Source organism: Enterobacter sp. NFIX59 (assembly GCF_900113755.1).
Lineage (GTDB): Bacteria > Pseudomonadota > Gammaproteobacteria > Enterobacterales > Enterobacteriaceae > Enterobacter > Enterobacter pseudoroggenkampii.
Map to the genome: position 1 here is coordinate 146,328 of NZ_FOQN01000004.1, position 20,242 is coordinate 166,569.

The 20,242-nt window shown below is 47.8% G+C and carries 17 protein-coding genes; all 17 read left to right on the forward strand.

The window, feature by feature from the left end; all coding sequences use genetic code 11:
* The first annotated feature begins 2 nt into the window (after positions 1-2).
* The 17 genes from cpsB (at position 3) to BM007_RS15205 (ending at position 20,240) form a co-directional block, all read left to right on the forward strand.
* A complete protein-coding gene (cpsB, locus tag BM007_RS15125) occupies positions 3-1,439 on the forward strand; it encodes a mannose-1-phosphate guanyltransferase (protein ID WP_024908099.1) in 1,437 nt (478 codons plus the stop codon).
* Between the two features lie 111 nt (positions 1,440-1,550).
* Entirely contained in the window at positions 1,551-2,921 is a 1,371-nt protein-coding gene (cpsG, locus tag BM007_RS15130; RefSeq protein WP_061714795.1) for a colanic acid biosynthesis phosphomannomutase CpsG, read from the forward strand.
* 46 nt (positions 2,922-2,967) lie between these two features.
* Entirely contained in the window at positions 2,968-4,362 is a 1,395-nt protein-coding gene (gene wcaJ / locus BM007_RS15135; RefSeq protein WP_032646472.1) for an undecaprenyl-phosphate glucose phosphotransferase, read from the forward strand.
* A 1-nt stretch (position 4,363) separates the two neighbouring features.
* Positions 4,364-5,842 (forward strand): colanic acid undecaprenyl disphosphate flippase WzxC, encoded by a 1,479-nt coding sequence (wzxC, locus tag BM007_RS15140; protein ID WP_024908096.1) that lies wholly within the window; start codon positions 4,364-4,366, stop codon positions 5,840-5,842.
* Between the two features lie 17 nt (positions 5,843-5,859).
* Positions 5,860-7,140, forward strand: coding sequence for a colanic acid biosynthesis pyruvyl transferase WcaK (gene wcaK / locus BM007_RS15145; RefSeq protein WP_032658813.1), 1,281 nt, complete (start codon positions 5,860-5,862; stop codon positions 7,138-7,140).
* A complete protein-coding gene (wcaL, locus tag BM007_RS15150; RefSeq protein ID WP_032646470.1) occupies positions 7,137-8,357 on the forward strand; it encodes a colanic acid biosynthesis glycosyltransferase WcaL in 1,221 nt (406 codons plus the stop codon). The genes wcaK and wcaL overlap by 4 nt, the downstream gene beginning before the upstream one ends.
* Positions 8,358-8,369: 12 nt before the next feature.
* On the forward strand, positions 8,370-9,767 hold the full coding sequence (gene wcaM / locus BM007_RS15155; RefSeq protein ID WP_090419624.1) for a colanic acid biosynthesis protein WcaM: 1,398 nt from the start codon (positions 8,370-8,372) through the stop codon (positions 9,765-9,767).
* Between the two features lie 179 nt (positions 9,768-9,946).
* On the forward strand, positions 9,947-10,942 hold the full coding sequence (locus BM007_RS15160; RefSeq protein ID WP_061714799.1) for an NAD-dependent epimerase/dehydratase family protein: 996 nt from the start codon (positions 9,947-9,949) through the stop codon (positions 10,940-10,942).
* Positions 10,943-11,157: 215 nt separating this feature from the next.
* Positions 11,158-12,057, forward strand: coding sequence for a GalU regulator GalF (gene galF, locus BM007_RS15165; RefSeq protein WP_046092891.1), 900 nt, complete (start codon positions 11,158-11,160; stop codon positions 12,055-12,057).
* 353 nt (positions 12,058-12,410) lie between these two features.
* Positions 12,411-13,496, forward strand: coding sequence for a dTDP-glucose 4,6-dehydratase (rfbB, locus tag BM007_RS15170; RefSeq protein WP_061714800.1), 1,086 nt, complete (start codon positions 12,411-12,413; stop codon positions 13,494-13,496).
* Positions 13,493-14,362 carry a glucose-1-phosphate thymidylyltransferase RfbA gene (rfbA, locus tag BM007_RS15175; protein WP_061714801.1) on the forward strand — a complete coding sequence of 290 codons (870 nt, stop codon included), beginning with the start codon at positions 13,493-13,495 and terminating at the stop codon, positions 14,360-14,362. Before rfbB ends, rfbA begins: the two co-directional genes overlap by 4 nt.
* Before the next feature lie 6 nt (positions 14,363-14,368).
* Positions 14,369-14,767 (forward strand): sugar 3,4-ketoisomerase, encoded by a 399-nt coding sequence (locus BM007_RS15180; RefSeq protein WP_061714802.1) that lies wholly within the window; start codon positions 14,369-14,371, stop codon positions 14,765-14,767.
* Positions 14,768-14,848: 81 nt separating this feature from the next.
* On the forward strand, positions 14,849-15,955 hold the full coding sequence (locus tag BM007_RS15185) for a DegT/DnrJ/EryC1/StrS family aminotransferase (RefSeq protein WP_090419626.1): 1,107 nt from the start codon (positions 14,849-14,851) through the stop codon (positions 15,953-15,955).
* The gene (locus BM007_RS15190) at positions 15,943-17,223 is read left to right on the forward strand and encodes an O-antigen translocase (protein ID WP_073961496.1); all 1,281 of its coding nucleotides are present in this window, start codon (positions 15,943-15,945) and stop codon (positions 17,221-17,223) included. Before BM007_RS15185 ends, BM007_RS15190 begins: the two co-directional genes overlap by 13 nt.
* Positions 17,220-18,227, forward strand: a complete 1,008-nt coding sequence (locus tag BM007_RS15195) for a glycosyltransferase family A protein (RefSeq protein WP_090419629.1) — start codon at positions 17,220-17,222, stop codon at positions 18,225-18,227. The genes BM007_RS15190 and BM007_RS15195 overlap by 4 nt, the downstream gene beginning before the upstream one ends.
* A complete protein-coding gene (locus BM007_RS15200; RefSeq protein ID WP_073961498.1) occupies positions 18,214-19,083 on the forward strand; it encodes a glycosyltransferase in 870 nt (289 codons plus the stop codon). The genes BM007_RS15195 and BM007_RS15200 overlap by 14 nt, the downstream gene beginning before the upstream one ends.
* Positions 19,083-20,240 carry an EpsG family protein gene (locus tag BM007_RS15205; RefSeq protein ID WP_073961499.1) on the forward strand — a complete coding sequence of 386 codons (1,158 nt, stop codon included), beginning with the start codon at positions 19,083-19,085 and terminating at the stop codon, positions 20,238-20,240. Before BM007_RS15200 ends, BM007_RS15205 begins: the two co-directional genes overlap by 1 nt.
* The last annotated feature ends 2 nt before the right edge of the window (positions 20,241-20,242 follow it).

Here is a 20,242-nt window from a genome sequence, read left to right on the forward strand (position 1 = left end):
TCATGAGTCAAACCACTTTGTATCCGGTTGTGATGGCTGGTGGCTCTGGTAGCCGGTTGTGGCCGCTGTCCCGCGTGCTCTATCCAAAACAGTTCCTCTGTCTGAAAGGGGATCTCACCATGCTGCAGACGACGGTCAACCGTCTGCACGGCGTGGAGTGTGAAAGCCCGGTGGTAATTTGTAACGAACAGCACCGCTTTATTGTTGCCGAGCAGCTGCGCCAGCTGAACAAACTTACTGAAAACATCATCCTGGAGCCTGCCGGTCGTAACACCGCGCCTGCGATCGCCCTGGCGGCGCTGGCGGCAAAACGCAGCAGCCCGGACTGTGACCCGCTGATGCTGGTTCTGGCGGCAGACCACGTTATCCAACAGGAAGACGCATTCCGCGACGCGGTCCGTGCGGCCATTCCTTACGCCGAAAGCGGCAAACTGGTGACCTTCGGCATCGTGCCGGATCTGCCGGAAACCGGCTACGGCTACATCCGTCGCGGCAGCGTGGCGCCGGGTGAAGGCGACAGCGTGGCGTTTGACGTGGCGCAGTTTGTCGAAAAACCGAATCTGGAAACCGCGCAGGCCTACGTTGCCAGCGGTGAGTATTACTGGAACAGCGGGATGTTCCTGTTCCGCGCCGGACGCTATCTGGAAGAGCTGCGCAAATACCGCCCGGATATTCTGAACGCCTGCGAGAAAGCGATGGCGGTGGTGGACCCGGATCTCGACTTCATCCGCGTGGATGAAGAGGCGTTCCTCGCCTGCCCGGAAGAGTCCATTGACTACGCGGTGATGGAGCGCACGGCAGATGCAGTTGTGGTGCCGATGGATGCGGGCTGGAGCGATGTGGGCTCCTGGTCCTCCCTGTGGGAGATCAGCGCCCATACCCCGGAGGGTAACGTCCATCACGGCGATGTCATTAGCCACAAAACGGAAAATAGCTACGTCTACGCCGAGTCCGGCCTGGTCACCACGGTCGGGGTGAAAGATCTGGTGGTTGTCCAGACCAAAGACGCCGTGCTGATTGCCGACCGTAACGCCGTGCAGGACGTTAAAAAAGTGGTGGAGAAAATTAAGGCGGATGGTCGCCACGAGCACCATATTCACCGCGAAGTGTACCGTCCGTGGGGGAAATATGACTCCATTGATTCCGGTGACCGCTATCAGGTGAAACGCATCACCGTGAAGCCGGGCGAGGGGCTGTCGGTACAGATGCACCATCACCGCGCCGAGCACTGGGTGGTGGTGGCGGGTACCGCCAAAGTCACTATCGACGGTGAAGTCAAACTGCTGGGTGAAAACGAGTCCATTTATATTCCGCTGGGGGCGACGCACTGTCTGGAGAACCCGGGGAAAATTCCTCTCGACTTAATTGAGGTGCGTTCCGGCTCGTATCTGGAAGAGGACGATATCGTGCGCTTCCAGGACCGCTACGGGCGGGTGTAGCACTCTGCATTATGCCCGGTGGCGCTGCGCTTACCGGGCCTACGAATGACAAAAAAATTAATTTGGCCATTTAGTGGTCAGGGCCGACTGTTGCCTGAAAAAGGGGTCATCATGGAAAAATTAACCTGTTTTAAAGCCTACGATATTCGCGGCAAGCTGGGCGAAGAGCTGAATGAAGACATTGCGTGGCGCATTGGCCGCGCGTACGGCGAATACTTAAAACCGCAGACCATCGTGCTGGGCGGCGACGTGCGCCTGACCAGTGAATCCCTGAAGCTGGCCCTGGCGAAAGGGCTGCAGGACGCGGGCGTGGACGTGCTGGACATCGGTCTTTCCGGCACCGAAGAGATTTACTTTGCCACCTTCCACCTGGGCGTGGACGGCGGTATCGAAGTGACGGCCAGCCACAACCCGATGGACTATAACGGCATGAAGCTGGTGCGCAAGGGCGCACGCCCTATCAGCGGCGACACCGGCCTGCGCGACGTGCAGCGTCTGGCGGAAGCCAACGATTTCCCGCCGGTGAATGAGGCTAAGCGCGGCAGCTACAAAAAAATCAACCTGCAGAAAGAGTACATCGACCACCTGCTGGGCTACATCAACGTGGCGAACCTCAAGCCGCTGAAGCTGGTGATCAACTCCGGTAACGGCGCGGCCGGCCCGGTTGTCGATGCCCTTGAAGCGCGCTTTAAGGCGCTGAACGTGCCGGTGACCTTCGTCAAAGTGCACAACACCCCGGACGGCAACTTCCCGAACGGTATTCCTAACCCGCTGCTGCCGGAGTGCCGCGACGACACCCGCAACGCGGTGATTGAGCACGGTGCGGACATGGGTATCGCCTTTGACGGTGACTTCGACCGCTGCTTCCTGTTCGACGAGAAAGGGCAGTTCATCGAGGGCTACTACATTGTCGGCCTGCTGGCGGAAGCGTTCCTTGAGAAAAACCCGGGCGCGAAAATCATTCATGACCCGCGTCTGTCATGGAACACCGTCGACGTGGTGTCCGCGGCAGGCGGCACGCCGGTGATGTCCAAAACCGGCCACGCCTTCATCAAAGAGCGCATGCGCGAAGAAGACGCCATTTACGGCGGCGAGATGAGCGCCCACCACTACTTCCGTGATTTTGCCTACTGCGACAGCGGGATGATCCCGTGGCTGCTGGTCACCGAGCTGCTGTGCCTGAAGGGGCAGACGCTGGGCGAGCTGGTGCGTGACCGCATGGCGGCGTTCCCGGCGAGCGGGGAGATCAACAGCAAGCTGGCGGAGCCGGCCGAGGCCATTGCCCGCGTGGAGCAGCATTTTGCGCTTCACGCGCTGGAAATTGACCGTACGGACGGCATCAGCATGGCGTTCCCGCAGTGGCGCTTTAACCTGCGCTCGTCCAACACCGAGCCGGTGGTGCGCCTGAACGTGGAGTCCCGTGCTGACACCGCGCTGATGGAAGCCCGAACGAAGGACATTCTGGCGCTGTTGAATCAGTAATAATTGCCCCTCCCGGTGGGAGGGGGAACCGAATACAGGAACAACGATGACGAATCTAAAAAAACGCGAACGAGCGAGAACGAATGCATCGTTAATCTCTATGGTGCAGCGTTTTTCTGATATCACCATCATGGTCGGTGGATTGTGGGCGGTGTGTCGGATCAGCGGGCTGCCGTTCTTATATATGCATCTGCTGATGGCCCTGATTGCGCTGGTCGTGTTTCAAATGATCGGCGGAATGACCGATTTCTACCGCTCGTGGCGCGGCGTCAAAATGACTACCGAACTGATGCTGCTGCTGCAGAACTGGACCCTTAGCCTGATCTTCAGCGCAGGCCTGGTGGCGTTCAGCCATGATTTTGACAATCGCCTCGTCACCTATCTCTGCTGGTATCTGTTAACCAGCGTCGGCATGGTGGTGTGCCGCTCCCTGATCCGCTTTGGTGCGGGCTGGCTGCGTAACCGGGGTTATAACCGTCGCTTCGTTGCCGTGGCGGGCGATCTGCCGGTCGGGAAGGTACTGCTCGACAGCTTCCGCAAAGAGCCGTGGTTAGGTTTTGAAGTGGTGGGGATCTATCACGACGCGAAGCCGGGCGGCGTCCCTGCGGACTGGGCGGGTAATTACGACCAGCTTATTGAAGACGCGAAAGCCGGCAAAATTCACAACGTCTACATTGCCATGCAGATGAGAGACGAATCCCGCATTAAGCAACTGATGCGCGAGCTGGCGGACACCACCTGCTCCGTGATCCTGATCCCGGACGTGTTTACCTTCAACATTCTTCACTCCCGTATTGAAGAGGTGAACGGCGTGCCGGTGGTACCGCTATACGACACGCCGCTGTCGGGCATTAACCGCGTGCTGAAGCGCGTGGAAGATATCGTGCTCTCTTCACTGATCCTGCTGCTGATTTCGCCTGTTCTGTGCTGCATTGCCCTGGCGGTGAAGCTGAGCTCTCCCGGCCCAGTTATCTTCCGCCAGACTCGCTACGGTATGGATGGTAAGCCGATTATGGTGTGGAAATTCCGCTCCATGAAGGTGATGGAAAACGACAAGGTGGTGACCCAGGCAACGCAGAACGATCCGCGCGTCACCCGCGTGGGGAACTTCCTGCGCCGCACCTCGCTGGATGAACTGCCGCAGTTTATCAACGTCTTTACCGGCGGCATGTCGATTGTTGGCCCGCGTCCGCACGCGGTGGCGCACAACGAGCAGTATCGCTCGCTGATTGAGGGCTACATGCTGCGCCATAAGGTGAAGCCGGGCATCACCGGTTGGGCGCAGATCAATGGCTGGCGCGGCGAAACCGACACGCTGGAAAAAATGGAAAAACGTATCGAATTCGATCTGGAGTACATCCGTGAATGGAGTATCTGGTTCGATATCAAGATTGTTTTTCTGACCATCTTCAAAGGTTTCGTGAACAAAGCGGCGTACTAAGATGAGCTTACGTGAAAAAACCATCAGCGGGGCGAAGTGGTCAGCGATGGCGACCATCGTCATCATTGGCCTCGGTCTGGTGCAGATGACCGTGCTGGCGCGCATTATTGATAATCACCAGTTCGGCCTGCTGACCGTCTCGCTGGTGATTATCGCGCTGGCCGATACGCTGTCTGATTTTGGTATCGCCAACTCGATTATCCAGCGCAAAGAGATTAGCCATCTGGAGCTGACCACGCTCTACTGGCTGAACGTGGGGCTGGGGATTTTCGTGTTTGTGCTGGTGTTTCTGCTGAGCGATACCATCGCCAGCGTGCTGCACAACCCGGATCTCGCTCCGCTGATGCGCACGCTGTCGTTTGCTTTCGTGGTGATCCCGCACGGACAGCAGTTCCGCGCGCTGATGCAGAAAGAGCTGGAGTTCAACAAGATCGGCATGATCGAGACCAGCGCCGTTCTGGCGGGCTTTACCTTCACCGTGGTGAGCGCCCATTTCTGGCCGCTGGCGATGACCGCTATTCTGGGATACCTGGTTAACTCGGCCGTGCGTACGCTGCTGTTCGGCTACTTTGGCCGCAAGATCTACCGTCCGGGGCTGCATTTCTCTCTCGCGTCCGTCTCGTCCAACCTGCGCTTTGGCGCGTGGCTGACGGCGGACAGCATCATCAACTATGTGAATACCAACCTGTCGACGCTGGTGCTGGCGCGTATTCTTGGCGCGAGCGTGGCGGGGGGCTACAACCTGGCCTACAACGTCGCGGTGGTGCCGCCGATGAAGCTGAACCCGATTATCACCCGCGTCCTGTTCCCGGCGTTTGCCAAGATCCAGGACGACACCGAGAAGCTGCGCGTCAACTTCTACAAGCTGCTTTCCGTGGTGGGGATTATTAACTTCCCGGTGCTGCTGGGGCTGATGGTGGTGTCCAGCAATTTCGTGCCGCTGGTGTTTGGTGAAAAGTGGAACGGCATCATTCCGATCCTGCAGCTGCTGTGCGTGGTAGGGCTGCTGCGCTCCGTGGGGAATCCGATTGGTTCCCTGCTGATGGCAAAAGCGCGCGTGGACATCAGCTTTAAGTTCAACGTGTTCAAAACCTTCCTGTTTATTCCGGCGATTATCGTCGGCGGGCATATGGCGGGCGCCATCGGCGTGACGCTGGGCTTCCTGCTGGTGCAGATCGTCAATACCGTTCTGAGCTACTTCATCATGATCAAGCCGGTGCTGGGTTCCAGCTACCGTCAGTACATCCTGAGCCTGTGGCTGCCGTTCTATCTCTCATTGCCAACCCTGGCGGTGAGCTACGGCCTGGGCATTATCCTCAGCGGCCATCTGCCGCTGGCCGCGCTGCTGGCGGTGCAGGTTGCCGCGGGGGCGCTGGCCTTCGTCGTGATGATCGTACTTTCTCGCAATGCGCTGGTGGTAGAGATGAAGCGCCAGTTTTGCCGTAACGAAAAAATGAAAACGCTGCTTCGCGCAGGCTAGTTATTTAAGAGGCCATTATGAAATTATTAATTCTTGGCAACCACACCTGCGGCAACCGTGGCGACAGCGCCATCCTGCGCGGTTTACTGGATGCAATTAACACCCTTAAGCCTGAGACCGAAGTGGACGTGATGAGCCGTTATCCGGTCAGCTCATCCTGGTTACTGAACCGCCCGGTGATGGGCGACCCGCTCTACAGCCAGATGAAACAGCATAACAACGCCGCGGGCGTGATGGGCCGCGTGAAGAAAGTGCTGCGTCGTCGCTATCAGCACCAGGTGCTGCTTTCCCGTGTGACCGATACCGGCAAGCTGCGCAACATCGCTATCGCGCAGGGCTTTACCGACTTTGTTCGCCTGCTGTCCGGCTATGACGCCATTATCCAGGTCGGCGGCTCGTTCTTCGTCGATCTCTACGGCGTGCCGCAGTTTGAGCATGCGCTGTGCACGTTCATGGCGAAAAAACCGCTGTTTATGATTGGCCACAGCGTCGGGCCATTCCAGGATCCGCAGTTTAACCAGCTGGCGAACTATGTGTTTGGCCACTGCGATGCGCTGATCCTACGCGAGTCGGTCAGCCTCGACATGATGAAGCGCAGCGAAATTGACACCTCAAAAGTTGAGCACGGCGTGGATACCGCCTGGCTGGTGGATCACCAGGACGACAGCTTCCAGCCGAGCTACGCGGTGCAGCACTGGCTCGACGTAGCGGCGAAACAGAAAACCGTCGCAATAACCCTGCGCGAGCTGGCGCCCTTTGATAAACGTTTAGGCACGACGCAAGCGGCGTATGAGAAAGCCTTCGCCGACGTGGTAAACCGCGTGCTGGACAGCGGTTACCAGGTGCTGGCGCTCTCAACCTGCACCGGTATCGACAGTTACAACAAAGACGACCGTATGGTGGCGCTGAACCTGCGCAATCTGGTGAACGATCCGTCCCGCTATCACGTGGTGATGGATGAACTGAACGACCTGGAGATGGGCAAGCTGCTCTCCGCCTGCGACCTGACGGTGGGCACCCGTCTGCACTCGGCCATTATCTCCATGAACTTCGGCACGCCGGCCATTGCCATTAACTATGAGCACAAGTCCGCCGGGATTATGCAGCAGCTCGGTATGCCGGAAATGGCGGTGGATATTCGTCATCTGCTGGACGGATCGCTCGGTGCGATGGTGGGGGACACGCTCGGCCAACTGCCTGCTATCAATGAACGTCTGGCGGTGGCGGTGAAAGCCGAGCGCGAGAAGGGCATTGGGATGGTGAAATCGGTACTCGATCGCGTACGGGAGGGGAAATGAAGGTTGGTTTCTTCTTACTGAAATTTCCGCTGTCGTCCGAAACGTTTGTTCTGAACCAAATCACCGCGTTTATCGATATGGGATATGACGTGGAGATTATCGCCCTGCAAAAGGGCGATACCCAAAACACCCATGCGGCGTATACCCAGTATGGGCTGGAGGCGAAAACCCGCTGGCTGCAGGATGAGCCGTCCGGGAAGCTGAGCAAGCTGCGCCACCGGGCCAGCCAGACCTTACGCGGGATCCACCGCGCATCGACGTGGCGGGCGCTGAATGTTTCCCGCTATGGGGCGGAGTCACGCAATCTGATCCTGTCGGCCATCTGCGGGCAAACGGCGCAGCCGTATCGTGCCGACGTGTTTATCGCCCACTTTGGCCCGGCGGGCGTCACCGCCGCGAAGCTGCGTGAACTGGGGGTGATTGACGGTAAAATTGCGACCATCTTCCACGGTATCGACATCTCCAGCCGTGAAGTGCTGAACCACTACACGCCGGAGTATCAGCAGCTTTTCCGACGCGGCGACATGATGCTGCCTATCAGCGACCTGTGGGCCGGACGGCTGAAAAACATGGGCTGTCCTGGAGAGAAAATTGCTGTTTCGCGTATGGGCGTGGATTTAACGCGCTTCACGCGTCGTCCTGTAAAGGTGCCGGGAACACCGCTGCAGATCATCTCCGTCGCGCGTCTGACCGAGAAGAAAGGGCTGCATGTGGCGATTGAAGCCTGCCGCCAGCTGAAAGCGCGCGGGGTGGATTTCCACTACCGCATTCTCGGGATTGGGCCGTGGGAGCGTCGTCTGCGCACGCTTATCGAACAGTATCAGCTGGAAGATGTCGTAGAGATGCCCGGCTTCAAGCCGAGCCACGAGGTCAAGGCCATGCTCGACGAGGCGGATGTGTTCCTGCTGCCCTCGGTGACGGGCGCCGATGGCGATATGGAAGGCATTCCGGTGGCGCTGATGGAGGCGATGGCCGTAGGTATTCCTGTGGTATCGACCCTGCACAGCGGGATCCCGGAGCTGATTAAGTCTGACCATTCCGGCTGGCTGGTGCCGGAGAATAACGCGATAGCCCTTGCGGACCGATTAGCTGCCTTCAGCGACATCGACCAGCAGACGCTGGAGCCCGTGCTTCATAATGCACGGCAAAAAGTTGAAACCGATTTTAACCAGCAGGTGATTAATCGCCAGTTAGCGAGCCTGCTGCAAACGTTGTAACGCCGAGGATGTATGCTGAAAAAGATTACCCGACGCACATTTGTCTCTTCTCTGTCCGTTCTGGCGGCCACGCCGCTGCTGTCGTCACGCATTGCGCGGGCGGCAACCGGAAGAACGGTCTCTGTTAATCAGTACAATAACAACGACTGGATCGCCGCCTTTAAGCAGGCATTTACTGATGGCGACACGGTTGTGGTCCCTGCCGGGCTCACCTGCGAAAACATCAACACGGGTATTTTCATTCCCGACGGTAAAACGCTGCTGATCCGCGGGGCGTTAACCGGTAACGGGCGCGGCCGCTTTGTTCTGCAGGAAGGCAGCAAAGTGATAGGTGAAGGTGCGGGCCGCACGGAGAACATTACGCTCGACGTTCGCGGCTCTGACTGCGTTATCAAAGGGCTGGCCATGAGCGGGTTTGGCCCGGTGACGCAGATCTACATCGGCGGCAAGAAACCCAGCGTGATGCGCAATTTGCTGATTGATAACATCAGCGTGAGCCAGGCCAACTACGCCATCCTGCGTCAGGGTTTCCATAACCAGGTGGACGGAGCGCGCATCACCAACAGCAAATTTAGTCATCTGCAGGGCGATGCGATCGAGTGGAACGTCGCCATCAACGATCGCAATATCCTGATCTCCGATCATGTCATCGACAACATCAACTGCACCAACGGCAAGATCAACTGGGGCATTGGCATTGGCCTCGCCGGCAGCACCTACGATAATGACTATCCGGAGAAGCAAACCGTCAAGAACTTCGTGGTGGCCAACATTACCGGCAGCAACTGTCGCCAACTGGTGCACGTGGAAAACGGCAAACACTTTGTTATCCGCAATATTAAGGCCAAAAATATTACTCCCGACTTCAGTAAAAAGGCGGGAATAGACAACGCCACGGTGGCCATTTATGGCTGTGATAATTTCATTATTGATAATGTCGATATGGTGAACAGTGCCGGAATGTTAATTGGCTATGGGGTGATAAAAGGCGATTATTTGTCCATCCCGCAGAACTTCAAGCTCAATAATATTCACCTCGATAACCGCCAGCTTGCCTATAAATTGCGCGGAATACAGATTTCATCCGGTAACGCGACCTCGTTTGTGGCGATAACCAACGTGGATATGCAGCGTGCTACGCTTGAACTGCACAACAAGCCGCAACATCTTTTTTTACGCAACATCAATGTGATGCAGGAAGCCGCTGTAGGGCCCGCCCTGAAGATCAACTTCGACCTGCGCAAGGATGTGCGGGGTAAATTTATGGCGAAAGACGAGACGCTGCTGTCGCTGGCGAACATAAAAGCCGTTAATGAGAAGGGGCAAAGCTCGGTGGATATTGACCGTGTCGACCAGCAGGTGGTGAATGTGGAAAGGCTGAACTTTGCGCTTCCTTCCTTCAGGAAGTAAGTCTTGACATCATATCTCATTGAGTGCGCGGTAACCCCTAAAATTTGTTACTGAACTCAGCGATTTTAGGGTTTATAATCCGTGCCACATTTTCGTCAGTTCTGTCTTATCATTAGCGATACCTCAGGGAATGCAGAGATTACCGGAGGTTTGCCAAACACAAATGCACTGAGTGGTTTATGAACGATAAAGTTTTGTTTATTGGCGCGTCCGGCTTCGTTGGGACTCGTTTGATCGAGATTTCTAAGGCTGAGTTTGATGTCACCAACTTCGACAAACAGCAAAGCCATTTCTACCCTGAGATTACTGTTTCCGGAGATGTACGTAATCAGGAGCAACTCGATCAGGCGCTTGCCGGTTTCGACACGGTGGTATTGCTCGCCGCCGAGCATCGTGATGATGTCAGCCCAACGTCGCTCTACTATGATGTAAACGTTCAGGGTACACGTAATGTACTGGCAGCGATGGAAAAAAATAATGTTAAGAACATTATTTTTACCAGCTCAGTTGCTGTTTATGGTCTCAATAAAGTCAATCCTGACGAATCTCACCCGCACGATCCTTTTAACCACTATGGTAAAAGTAAGTGGCAGGCGGAAGAGGTGCTGCGTGAATGGTTCAACAAAGCTCCAGAAGAGCGATCTCTGACAATTGTTCGTCCAACGGTCATTTTTGGTGAACGCAATCGTGGCAATGTCTTCAATCTTCTTAAGCAAATTGCGGGTGGCAAATTCGCAATGGTGGGGGCCGGAACTAACTACAAGTCCATGGCTTATGTCGGCAATATTGTGGAGTTTATCAAATTCCGATTGAGCAACGTCAAACCTGGCTACGATGTATACAATTATGTCGATAAGCCCGATCTGAATATGAATCAGCTGGTTGCTGAGGTGGAAAAGAGCCTTAGCAAAAAAATCCCATCAGTTCATCTCCCTTATCCTTTAGGTATGCTTGGTGGCTTTTGTTTTGATATTCTTAGCAAAGTGACTGGTAAAAAGTATGCGATCAGTTCCGTTCGTGTCAAAAAATTCTGTGCCACCACTCAATTTGATGCCACGAAAGTACACACATCAGGTTTTAAAGCGCCTTATACCTTATCTCAAGGGCTGGACCGTACGTTGAAGTATGAGTTCGTTCATGAGAAGAAAGATGACATCACGTTCGTTTCTGAATAGCGGCTGCTGATCTGGGATTTGTCGGAAACAGACTCTACGGCTTCTTTATTGATAGGGTTTTTGACGATTCTGGGTCACACTTATAGCGTAATGAACTTAAGTAATCAGCGTTCTGAACTAAACGTGATTTGCATTCGACGCAGTAGACTTTCTTTATCAGGCATTTTTCCTGACACGGTTTATACTTCGTCAACCATTTTAAGGTGGAAGAGATAATGATCAATTTGAAAGCAGTCATTCCGGTAGCAGGTCTGGGCATGCATATGCTGCCAGCCACAAAAGCCATTCCAAAAGAGATGCTGCCGATCGTCGATAAGCCAATGATTCAGTACATTGTCGATGAGATTGTTGCTGCAGGGATCAAAGAAATCGTCCTGGTTACCCACTCGTCTAAGAACGCGGTTGAAAACCACTTCGACACCTCTTACGAACTCGAAGCGTTGCTGGAGCAGCGAGTCAAACGCCAGCTGCTAGCGGAAGTTCAGTCTATTTGTCCTCCAGGCGTGACTATTATGAACGTGCGCCAGGCGCAGCCGCTGGGTCTCGGCCACTCGATTTTGTGTGCCCGTCCAGTGGTGGGCGATAACCCGTTCATCGTTGTGCTGCCGGACATCATCATTGATAACGCTTCTGCCGATCCGCTACGTTACAACCTGGCGGCAATGGTGGCACGTTTCAATGAAACAGGGCGTAGCCAGGTCCTGGCTAAACGCATGAAAGGCGATCTCTCTGAGTACTCCGTAATTCAGACGAAAGAAGCGCTTGAGACGGAAGGGCAGGTGAGCCGCATCGTCGAGTTCATTGAAAAACCGGATCAGCCACAGACGCTTGATTCGGACCTGATGGCGGTTGGCCGTTATGTTCTGAACGCAGATATATGGGCGGAACTTGAAAAAACCGAGCCAGGCGCCTGGGACCGCATCCAACTGACCGACGCGATTGCTGAGTTAGCGAAGAAGCAGTCCGTGGACGCCATGCTGATGACCGGCGATAGCTATGACTGCGGTAAGAAAATGGGGTATATGCAGGCGTTTGTAAATTATGGGCTGCGTAACCTGAAAGAAGGGGCGAAGTTCAGAAGCCGTATTGAAAAGTTGCTGGCTAATAACGACTGATATTCCTGCCACGGCTTGAACCAGCGGCAGTCATCATTAAGGTGTGTTGAAGCATATCCATAATGATGACTGCCGTTTTTCGTTATTAATACTAATGATAACATTGAGTTATCTGATTCAAGCCTGAGCAGGTTTGTAGCGATTTGTGCTTGTTTCTAAGGTCGTTTAGGACGACAATTAACGCCAGTTTTTGTCTGTATCCAGACAAGAAAAATCATTTAATCAAACACCGCTCAGTACACTGGTAGCTGTTAAGCCAGGGGCGGTAGCGTGCTCAATTTCTGAAACGTTTCTAAATGGTCAGGTTTCAGAGCGTCAGTATCCAGACATTTCCAACAGACGGAACAGATAACGTGAAAATTCTTGTGACGGGCGGTGCCGGCTTTATCGGCTCAGCAGTTGTACGACATATTATTAAAAATACCCAGGACGACGTCGTCAATGTGGATAAGCTGACCTATGCCGGTAATCTTGAGTCGCTTAGTGAAGTCAGCGAAAGCGACCGCTATGCCTTTGAACATGCAGATATTTGCGACAAAGACGCTATGGATCGCATTTTCGCAAAACACAAGCCTGATGCGGTGATGCACCTGGCAGCTGAAAGTCACGTCGATCGTTCAATTACCGGCCCGGCTGCGTTTATCGAAACCAATATCGTCGGCACCTATGTGCTTCTGGAAGCCGCTCGAGCGTACTGGTCTACGTTGGATGAGCAGGCGAAGAAAACGTTTCGTTTCCATCACATCTCTACCGACGAAGTGTATGGTGATTTACCGCATCCTGATGAACATCCGGAATCAACTGAGCTGCCACTCTTCACAGAAACCACCGCGTATGCACCAAGCAGCCCGTATTCAGCGTCGAAAGCCTCCAGTGACCATCTCGTGCGTGCCTGGCTTCGTACCTACGGTTTCCCGACTATCGTCACCAACTGTTCGAATAACTACGGCCCGTACCATTTCCCGGAAAAACTGATCCCGTTGGTTATTCTGAATGCGCTGGAAGGTAAAGCTCTGCCAATTTACGGTAAAGGCGATCAAATCCGTGACTGGCTGTATGTAGAAGATCATGCGCGTGCACTCTACACCGTTGTCACTCAAGGGAAACCGGGTGAAACATACAACATTGGCGGCCATAACGAGAAGCAGAACCTGGACGTGGTCCATACGATTTGCGATCTGTTGGATGAAATTGTACCTAAAGGGACATCTTACCGCAGTCAGATCCGTTATGTAGCTGATCGCCCAGGCCATGACAGAAGATATGCAATCGATGCGCACAAAATAGCTGAAGAATTAGGCTGGAAACCACAAGAGACTTTTTACAGTGGCATTCGTAAAACGGTTGAATGGTATCTCAATAATCAAGGGTGGATCAATAATGTGAAAAGTGGTGCTTACACATCTTGGTTATCAAAACAATATGGAGATAATGAATGAAGGGTATAATTCTCGCTGGTGGCTCTGGTACCAGGCTGTATCCTGTAACTTTGGGAGTATCTAAACAACTTCTTCCCGTTTATGATAAACCAATGATTTATTATCCCTTGTCCGTTTTAATGCTGGCAGGTATCAAAGATATACTTATAATAACAACACCTGAAGATCAGAGCGGTTTTGTAAGACTTTTGGGGGATGGCAGTCAATTTGGTATTAATTTGAGTTACGCTATTCAACCAAATCCTGATGGTTTGGCACAGGCCTTCATTATAGGTGAGAATTTTATTGGGCAAGAGCCAGTCTGTTTAGTATTAGGCGATAATATTTTCTTCGGACAAGGATTCACACCTAAATTACAGCTGGCGAGTAGTAGAATAAGTGGGGCAACAGTCTTCGGCTACCAAGTCATGGATCCACAGCGGTTCGGTGTGGTTGAATTTAATAGTGATTTCAAGGCAATAAGTATAGAGGAAAAACCAGCTCAGCCTAAGTCTAATTGGGCGGTGACGGGACTCTATTTTTATGACAATAACGTCATTGATATTGCAAAAAATATAAAACCGTCGGCAAGAGGCGAGTTAGAAATAACAACAGTCAATGAAATTTACCTTAACAATAATAATTTAAATGTCGAATTGTTAGGTCGCGGTTTTGCATGGCTTGATACCGGCACCCATGATAGTTTAATTGAGGCCGGAAGTTTTGTCGAAACAGTTCAAAAACGTCAGGGTATGATGGTAGCTTGTCCAGAAGAGATTGCCTGGCGAAATGGATGGTTAAATGATGAGACCCTTACGGCTATTGGTTCTAAATTAGCAAAAAACCATTATGGACAGTATTTATTAAAATTAGTAAAAGGGCATTAAAATACAATGAATTTGATTCAGCTAAACAAAAAAGGTGATGACAGGGGTGCATTGGTAGTTATTGAGCAAGAAAAAGACATACCGCTTGATATCAAGCGGGTCTACTACATGTTTGATACGACACCAGGCGTCAGAAGAGGCTTTCATGCCCATAAAAAACTAACGCAAATAGCTGTTCCTGTTAAGGGATCTTGTAAGTTCTTGCTTGATGATGGAAAACAAGTTGAGCATGTGCTTTTGGATTCACCGACGGTTGGATTAATAATCGAACCCATGGTTTGGCATGAAATGTATGATTTCAGCGACGATTGTGTCTTAATGGTTCTGGCCGATGATTATTATGATGAAAGTGATTATATTCGAGACTATGCTTCTTTCAAAGCGATCACTGACCTCAAAAATTAAAACGACTAGGGTTAGTGAAAAGCCAACATTAAAAAAATTTACTTTTTGATATACAGTACAAATTATAGGGTGTGTTATTAAATGATTAAATTTCTTGATCTTCAAAAAATAAATCAGGTTTATCATGCGGAGTTAATGAGTGCATTCGAATCTGTGTTAGATTCGGGATGGTATGTAATGGGAAATCATCTCCAAAAGTTTGAGTCTGAATTTGCTAATTACTGTGGTGTTAAACACTGTATTGGTGTAGCGAACGGCTTAGAAGCCCTGGTGTTGGTTTTACGCGCCTGGAAAGAAATGGGTAAATTGCAAGAAGGTGACGAGGTTATCGTACCATCTAATACATATATTGCTTCTATTCTTGCAATATCTGAAAATAATTTAACTCCAATACTTGTAGAACCTGATGTAAATACTTTTAACTTATCTCTAGAAAATATAAAAGCAGCTGTTACGACAAAAACAAAAGTGATCCTTCCTGTTCATCTTTACGGTCAGATTTCACCGATGAAAGAAATACAGGAATATGCTGCTGCAAACAATATATTAGTTCTTGAGGATTGTGCGCAATCACAAGGAGCTGAGCAGTTTAAAATCAAGGCAGGCAGTTGGGGGGATGCAGGTGCGTTTAGTTTCTACCCGGGGAAAAATTTAGGTGCTCTGGGTGATGCTGGTGCGATCACAACGAATGATGATGGCTTAGCAGATACACTAAAAGCTCTTCGTAATTATGGCTCACATGTAAAATATCAAAATCTCTATAAAGGGGTAAATAGTCGACTGGATGAATTACAGGCAGCGCTTTTAAGCGTCAAATTACCAAATTTAGATAATGAAAATAAACGCAGAAGAGATATAGCTAAGAAATATCAAGAGAATATTACTAACAAAAATATTACTCTTCCAGTTCATCCTGACAATGATGTTTCACACGTATGGCATTTATATGTTATTAAAACAGTAAATAGGGATAGTCTTGTTAACTATTTGAATGATCAGGGAATACAAACCCTTGTACACTATCCGATACCTCCTCATCATCAAAAGGCTTACTCAGAAATTTCACATTTATCCTTACCTGTCTCAGAAATGTTGCATAATTCCGTACTCTCTTTGCCAATTTCGCCAGTTATGACCGATGATGAGGTCGACTTTGTCATTCAAAAAATAAATGGATGGCAAATTTGAATTTTGCAAAAGTAACTATTTTTAGCGGAATATTGACACTTCTGCGACTATTATGCGGTTTCGCGATATCAAAAGTTGTTGCAATATATACAGGTCCAGTGGGGATTGCGGGATTAGGGCAATTACAAAATCTGGTGACGTTCATAAATGGTTTTGTATCCTCTCAGGTTTCTCAGGGGATAAACAGATATTCCGCAGAAAATAAAAATGATTATGAAAGTGCAAAATACTACTGGAGAGCTGCCTTAAAGCTCTCTGTAGTAGCATGCCTGTTTATCATTTGCCTGGGGTGCATTCTATCAAGTAATATATCAATGCTTTTATTTTCAACGAAAGCTTATTATTGGATAGTCATACTTGCTTTGATTGTTGTACCGCTAAATGTTATAAATAATATATTCTTGGGTGTGCTCAATGGTCTTGGAGACCATTATAGGTTTTTTGTTGCTAATGGATGTGCTGTTGTTTTTTCTGCCATCTCTATGATGTTATTGGTATATCTTTTTGGGTTAAAGGGAGCATTGATTGCTGCGGCATTGAATAATGCAATTGCAGGCCTATGGCTTGTATTTGTAGTCATGAAATGCGATTGGTTCAAATATCATTTCTGGGTTGGTAAAACCACCTCGTCTCATATATCTGAAATGAGAAATTATTTTTTCATGGGCATAATTGGCGCACTGACCGGCCCTGTATCTCTCATTCTAGTGAGGACTATTTTAACCAAAGATTTTTCAGCAGAATATGCTGGCTATTGGCAGTCTGTATCGAAGTTATCTGAAGCTTACCTGGCAGTCCTGACAACCGCACTAACTGTATATTATTTCCCCAAAACAGCAGCCGCCAAGACAGTTAAAGAACATATTTCTGTTTTAAAAACAGGCAGTCTCATTGTTATTCCCTTTGCCTGCATGTTTGCTATGAGTATATTTTGGGGTAAAGAATATATATTGAAGATATTATTCAGTTCGGAATTTATTGCAGCAAAACAATTGTTCTTATTTCAGAATTTGGGTGATGTTTTCAGAATAACAAGCTGGTTATTTGCAACAGTGTTATTAGCTAAGGGATATTTTAAGATTAATGCTATACTGGAGATCACATTTTCAATCTTATTTCCCTTATTAACGTGGGGGTTAACAAAGTATTTCTCATTTACTGGGGTAAGCATTGCATACTGTATAACCTATTTAGGTTATTTAATAGTTTCTATACTTATATATATTGCTCATATTAAGAGGCTACAAAAGGTTAGTGATATAGCATGAGTCAAGAATATCCATATAAATGTTCAGTCATAACACCAGTATATAATGAAGAGCGAAATATTAATGCTTTTCTAAACATGCTGTGTGAAATATATGACCCTCAAATACAGTTCGTACTCATTGATGATGGTTCTACTGATAAAACATTTGAGATCATCTCTAATGACTCTTTTATACGTAATAATAAAAATATCAGGGTTATTAGCAAAAAAAATGGAGGTGCTGCAGAGGCGCGCCTTGTAGGGATTAATAACTCCGAAAGTAATTTTATTGTTTTTTGTGATTGCGATGACAAACTTGATCAATTTTCTATAAAAAAAGCATTGGCCGAATTTGAGAACAATAAAGAAATTGATCTGGCTTTATTTGATTATTATGTGTGTTCTACTCAAAAGGAGCCCACACGTTTTAACTACACAATTCAAAATTGGCCGATTTCTGGATATACTGCATTCGAGAATACAATTTCGTTATGGGGTATTCATGCGTTTGGTATATATCGGAAAGAGACGATTCTGGCTGGCTATAATGCAATCAAAAATATTGCTGGAGGTTTAGCTAATAATGTCAATGATGATGAGTTAATAGCTCGGATGGCTATGTTAAATGCCCGAAAAATTACTCTATCTGAAGGGAAGTATTATTATGCAGAAAACACACTTTCAACAACCAGAAGAGTTAATAGAAATTTGTTTAAAATGGCATTTACAGCTCAACGATTAGCAGACATCATCACCGATACTCCATCATTAAGCTTGTTAATTCCTGCCGTTCATTTGTATATGATCAGAGTTGCTACTAATTTAACAATAAAAAGGTCCCTCTGGCGAAAAAAAATAAATAATAAAAGTGAATGGGACCTGGCGGTTTCCAGTTTAATTCAGAAAGTTAAGCTTAAAAATATAATAGAAATTACTAAGCATAATAAAAAATTACTAACTTGGTCTCTCTTCAAGTTTATGGTACTTAAGGCTATATATGGATTTCGAAATGTTAAACCATGAAGAAATGGTGTCTATCGTAATAGTGACATATAATTCTGCTGATTTTATTGAAGAAACGCTAGATAGTTGTTTAAAACAGACTTATTCTAACATTGAAATTATAGTTTCTGATGATAACTCGGCAGATAATACTGTCAATTGTTGTAAACAATGGAATGAAAAAAATAATTCACAAGTTAAATTTAAAGTGATCACTAGTGAACTACGAGCTGGGATACCTGCTAATTGTAATAGAGGTGCGATGGCTTCATCTGGTAGCTGGATTAAGTTTTTAGGTGCAGATGATCTGTTAGAAGCTACAGCAATTGAAGATCTAATGGCTTCAAGAAAAAGTAATACCGGTATTGTGTTTTCCCGATTTGAAACATTTGGAGAAAATGTTTCAACTGAAGTTTTCCCATATTCCTTTACATGGAATTTAATAAAGAATAAGTCGGAACAAAATTCTAAATACTCAGACTGGCTCTTCTTACTTGGTTTTTCAAATGTTGCTCCAGGGGTAATGATATCCAGAGAAACATTTGACAAGTATCATGGGTATGATGAAAGTTATTACTTGCTAGAAGATTTACCTCTTTGGTATAAATTATTTTCGAATAATGAATGTATTTCATATTGTTCAGTAATAACTGTAAAGTATCGTATTCATCAAAACCAGGTAACGTCTTCGGGCATCAGCGAGTTATTAAAAAAAGATTTATTAAAGTTTAATGTTTCAGTAAGAAAAAGATACAAAGCTCCTTATGTTCATAACTTAATTCAGATCATAGCTAATTCCAATAAAAGATTGAGGTTCTTGAAATATATTGATCTTTTTCAATGGTATATATCTTTATATAATAGGTTATGTAAATAATGTTTATTTTATCGCAATGTATGCCGCTTCTGTTCTTGTCATTACTTTGGCCAAACTTTAAGGCTTCTTTAAAAAGAATAGTCGCTTATTCTTTGGTTTTTTTATTGGGCGTGGCTTACACCGCTTTTTACCTTAATGGAGAAGATTGGGTAAATTATTATGTAAACTTTTTCACTCGTGAAGGAACTGCATGGTTTGAGCCTGGATTTTATTTATTGTATTCATGCTTGTCATTCTTGTCTCATTATAACTTTGGCATCACAACGCTCCTGTTTTTCCTGTTGTCATTTGCTATACTTACTAAGTTTGTCCTTGATAATAAAGACTGTAATTTACCATTTTTTTTACTATTGCTTATTATTTGTTTTGGTAATACATTAATTTTAGAGCAGTTAAGACAGTTTGTTTCCGCAATATTAGCACTATGTGCATTAACTACTAGATTAAATTTAAACAAAAAAAAGTCTAATTTCTATCTTTTGCTTGCAATAGCATTTCATGCATCAGCAGTTATTGTCGGATGTGCATTTCTTTTGGCGAGCATAAAGAATTCTAAAGCTTTTATATTTATTTCTCTCTCTATAGCCTCCTTTCTTTTGCTGTTGCTGACCAGTGACTCTCTGGTGAATATAGGTGTGCAGTTACTGCCTGTTATTTTTCTCAAGATTAAAGTTTATCGTGAAATCACAGATTTAACATTACATGTTGGGCCTTCTCTTATTTTCTCAATTATTTACTTATTATATCAATTTAAAAACATTGGAGAGCTAAAATATACTGGAGATTATTCAGTTGTATTCTTAAAAAGACAGCTTTTCTTTGGAGGCTTGGTCTTCTTGGTCGGTATTTTTATACCTTTCATGTCACGAATGTCGACTTTTTTTATTATATTTTTATTTTATGATGTCGCGATTAATAACTACTTTAAATATTTTCAGATAGGTAGGAAAGTTGTGTTGAAGTTTGTGTTGGTTTTGTTTTATAGCTTATTTAGTATGGCTTCATATTTCAAAAACGATATAGCTCCTATTTCCTTTGATAACTTAACATTTAATTTCATCCCGTTTGTATTAAATGATGTCAACTATGATTCATTAGTATATGAAACCTATTTCAAAAATGCTCTGGTGACAAGCGAGCTCATATCGGATAAGTAATG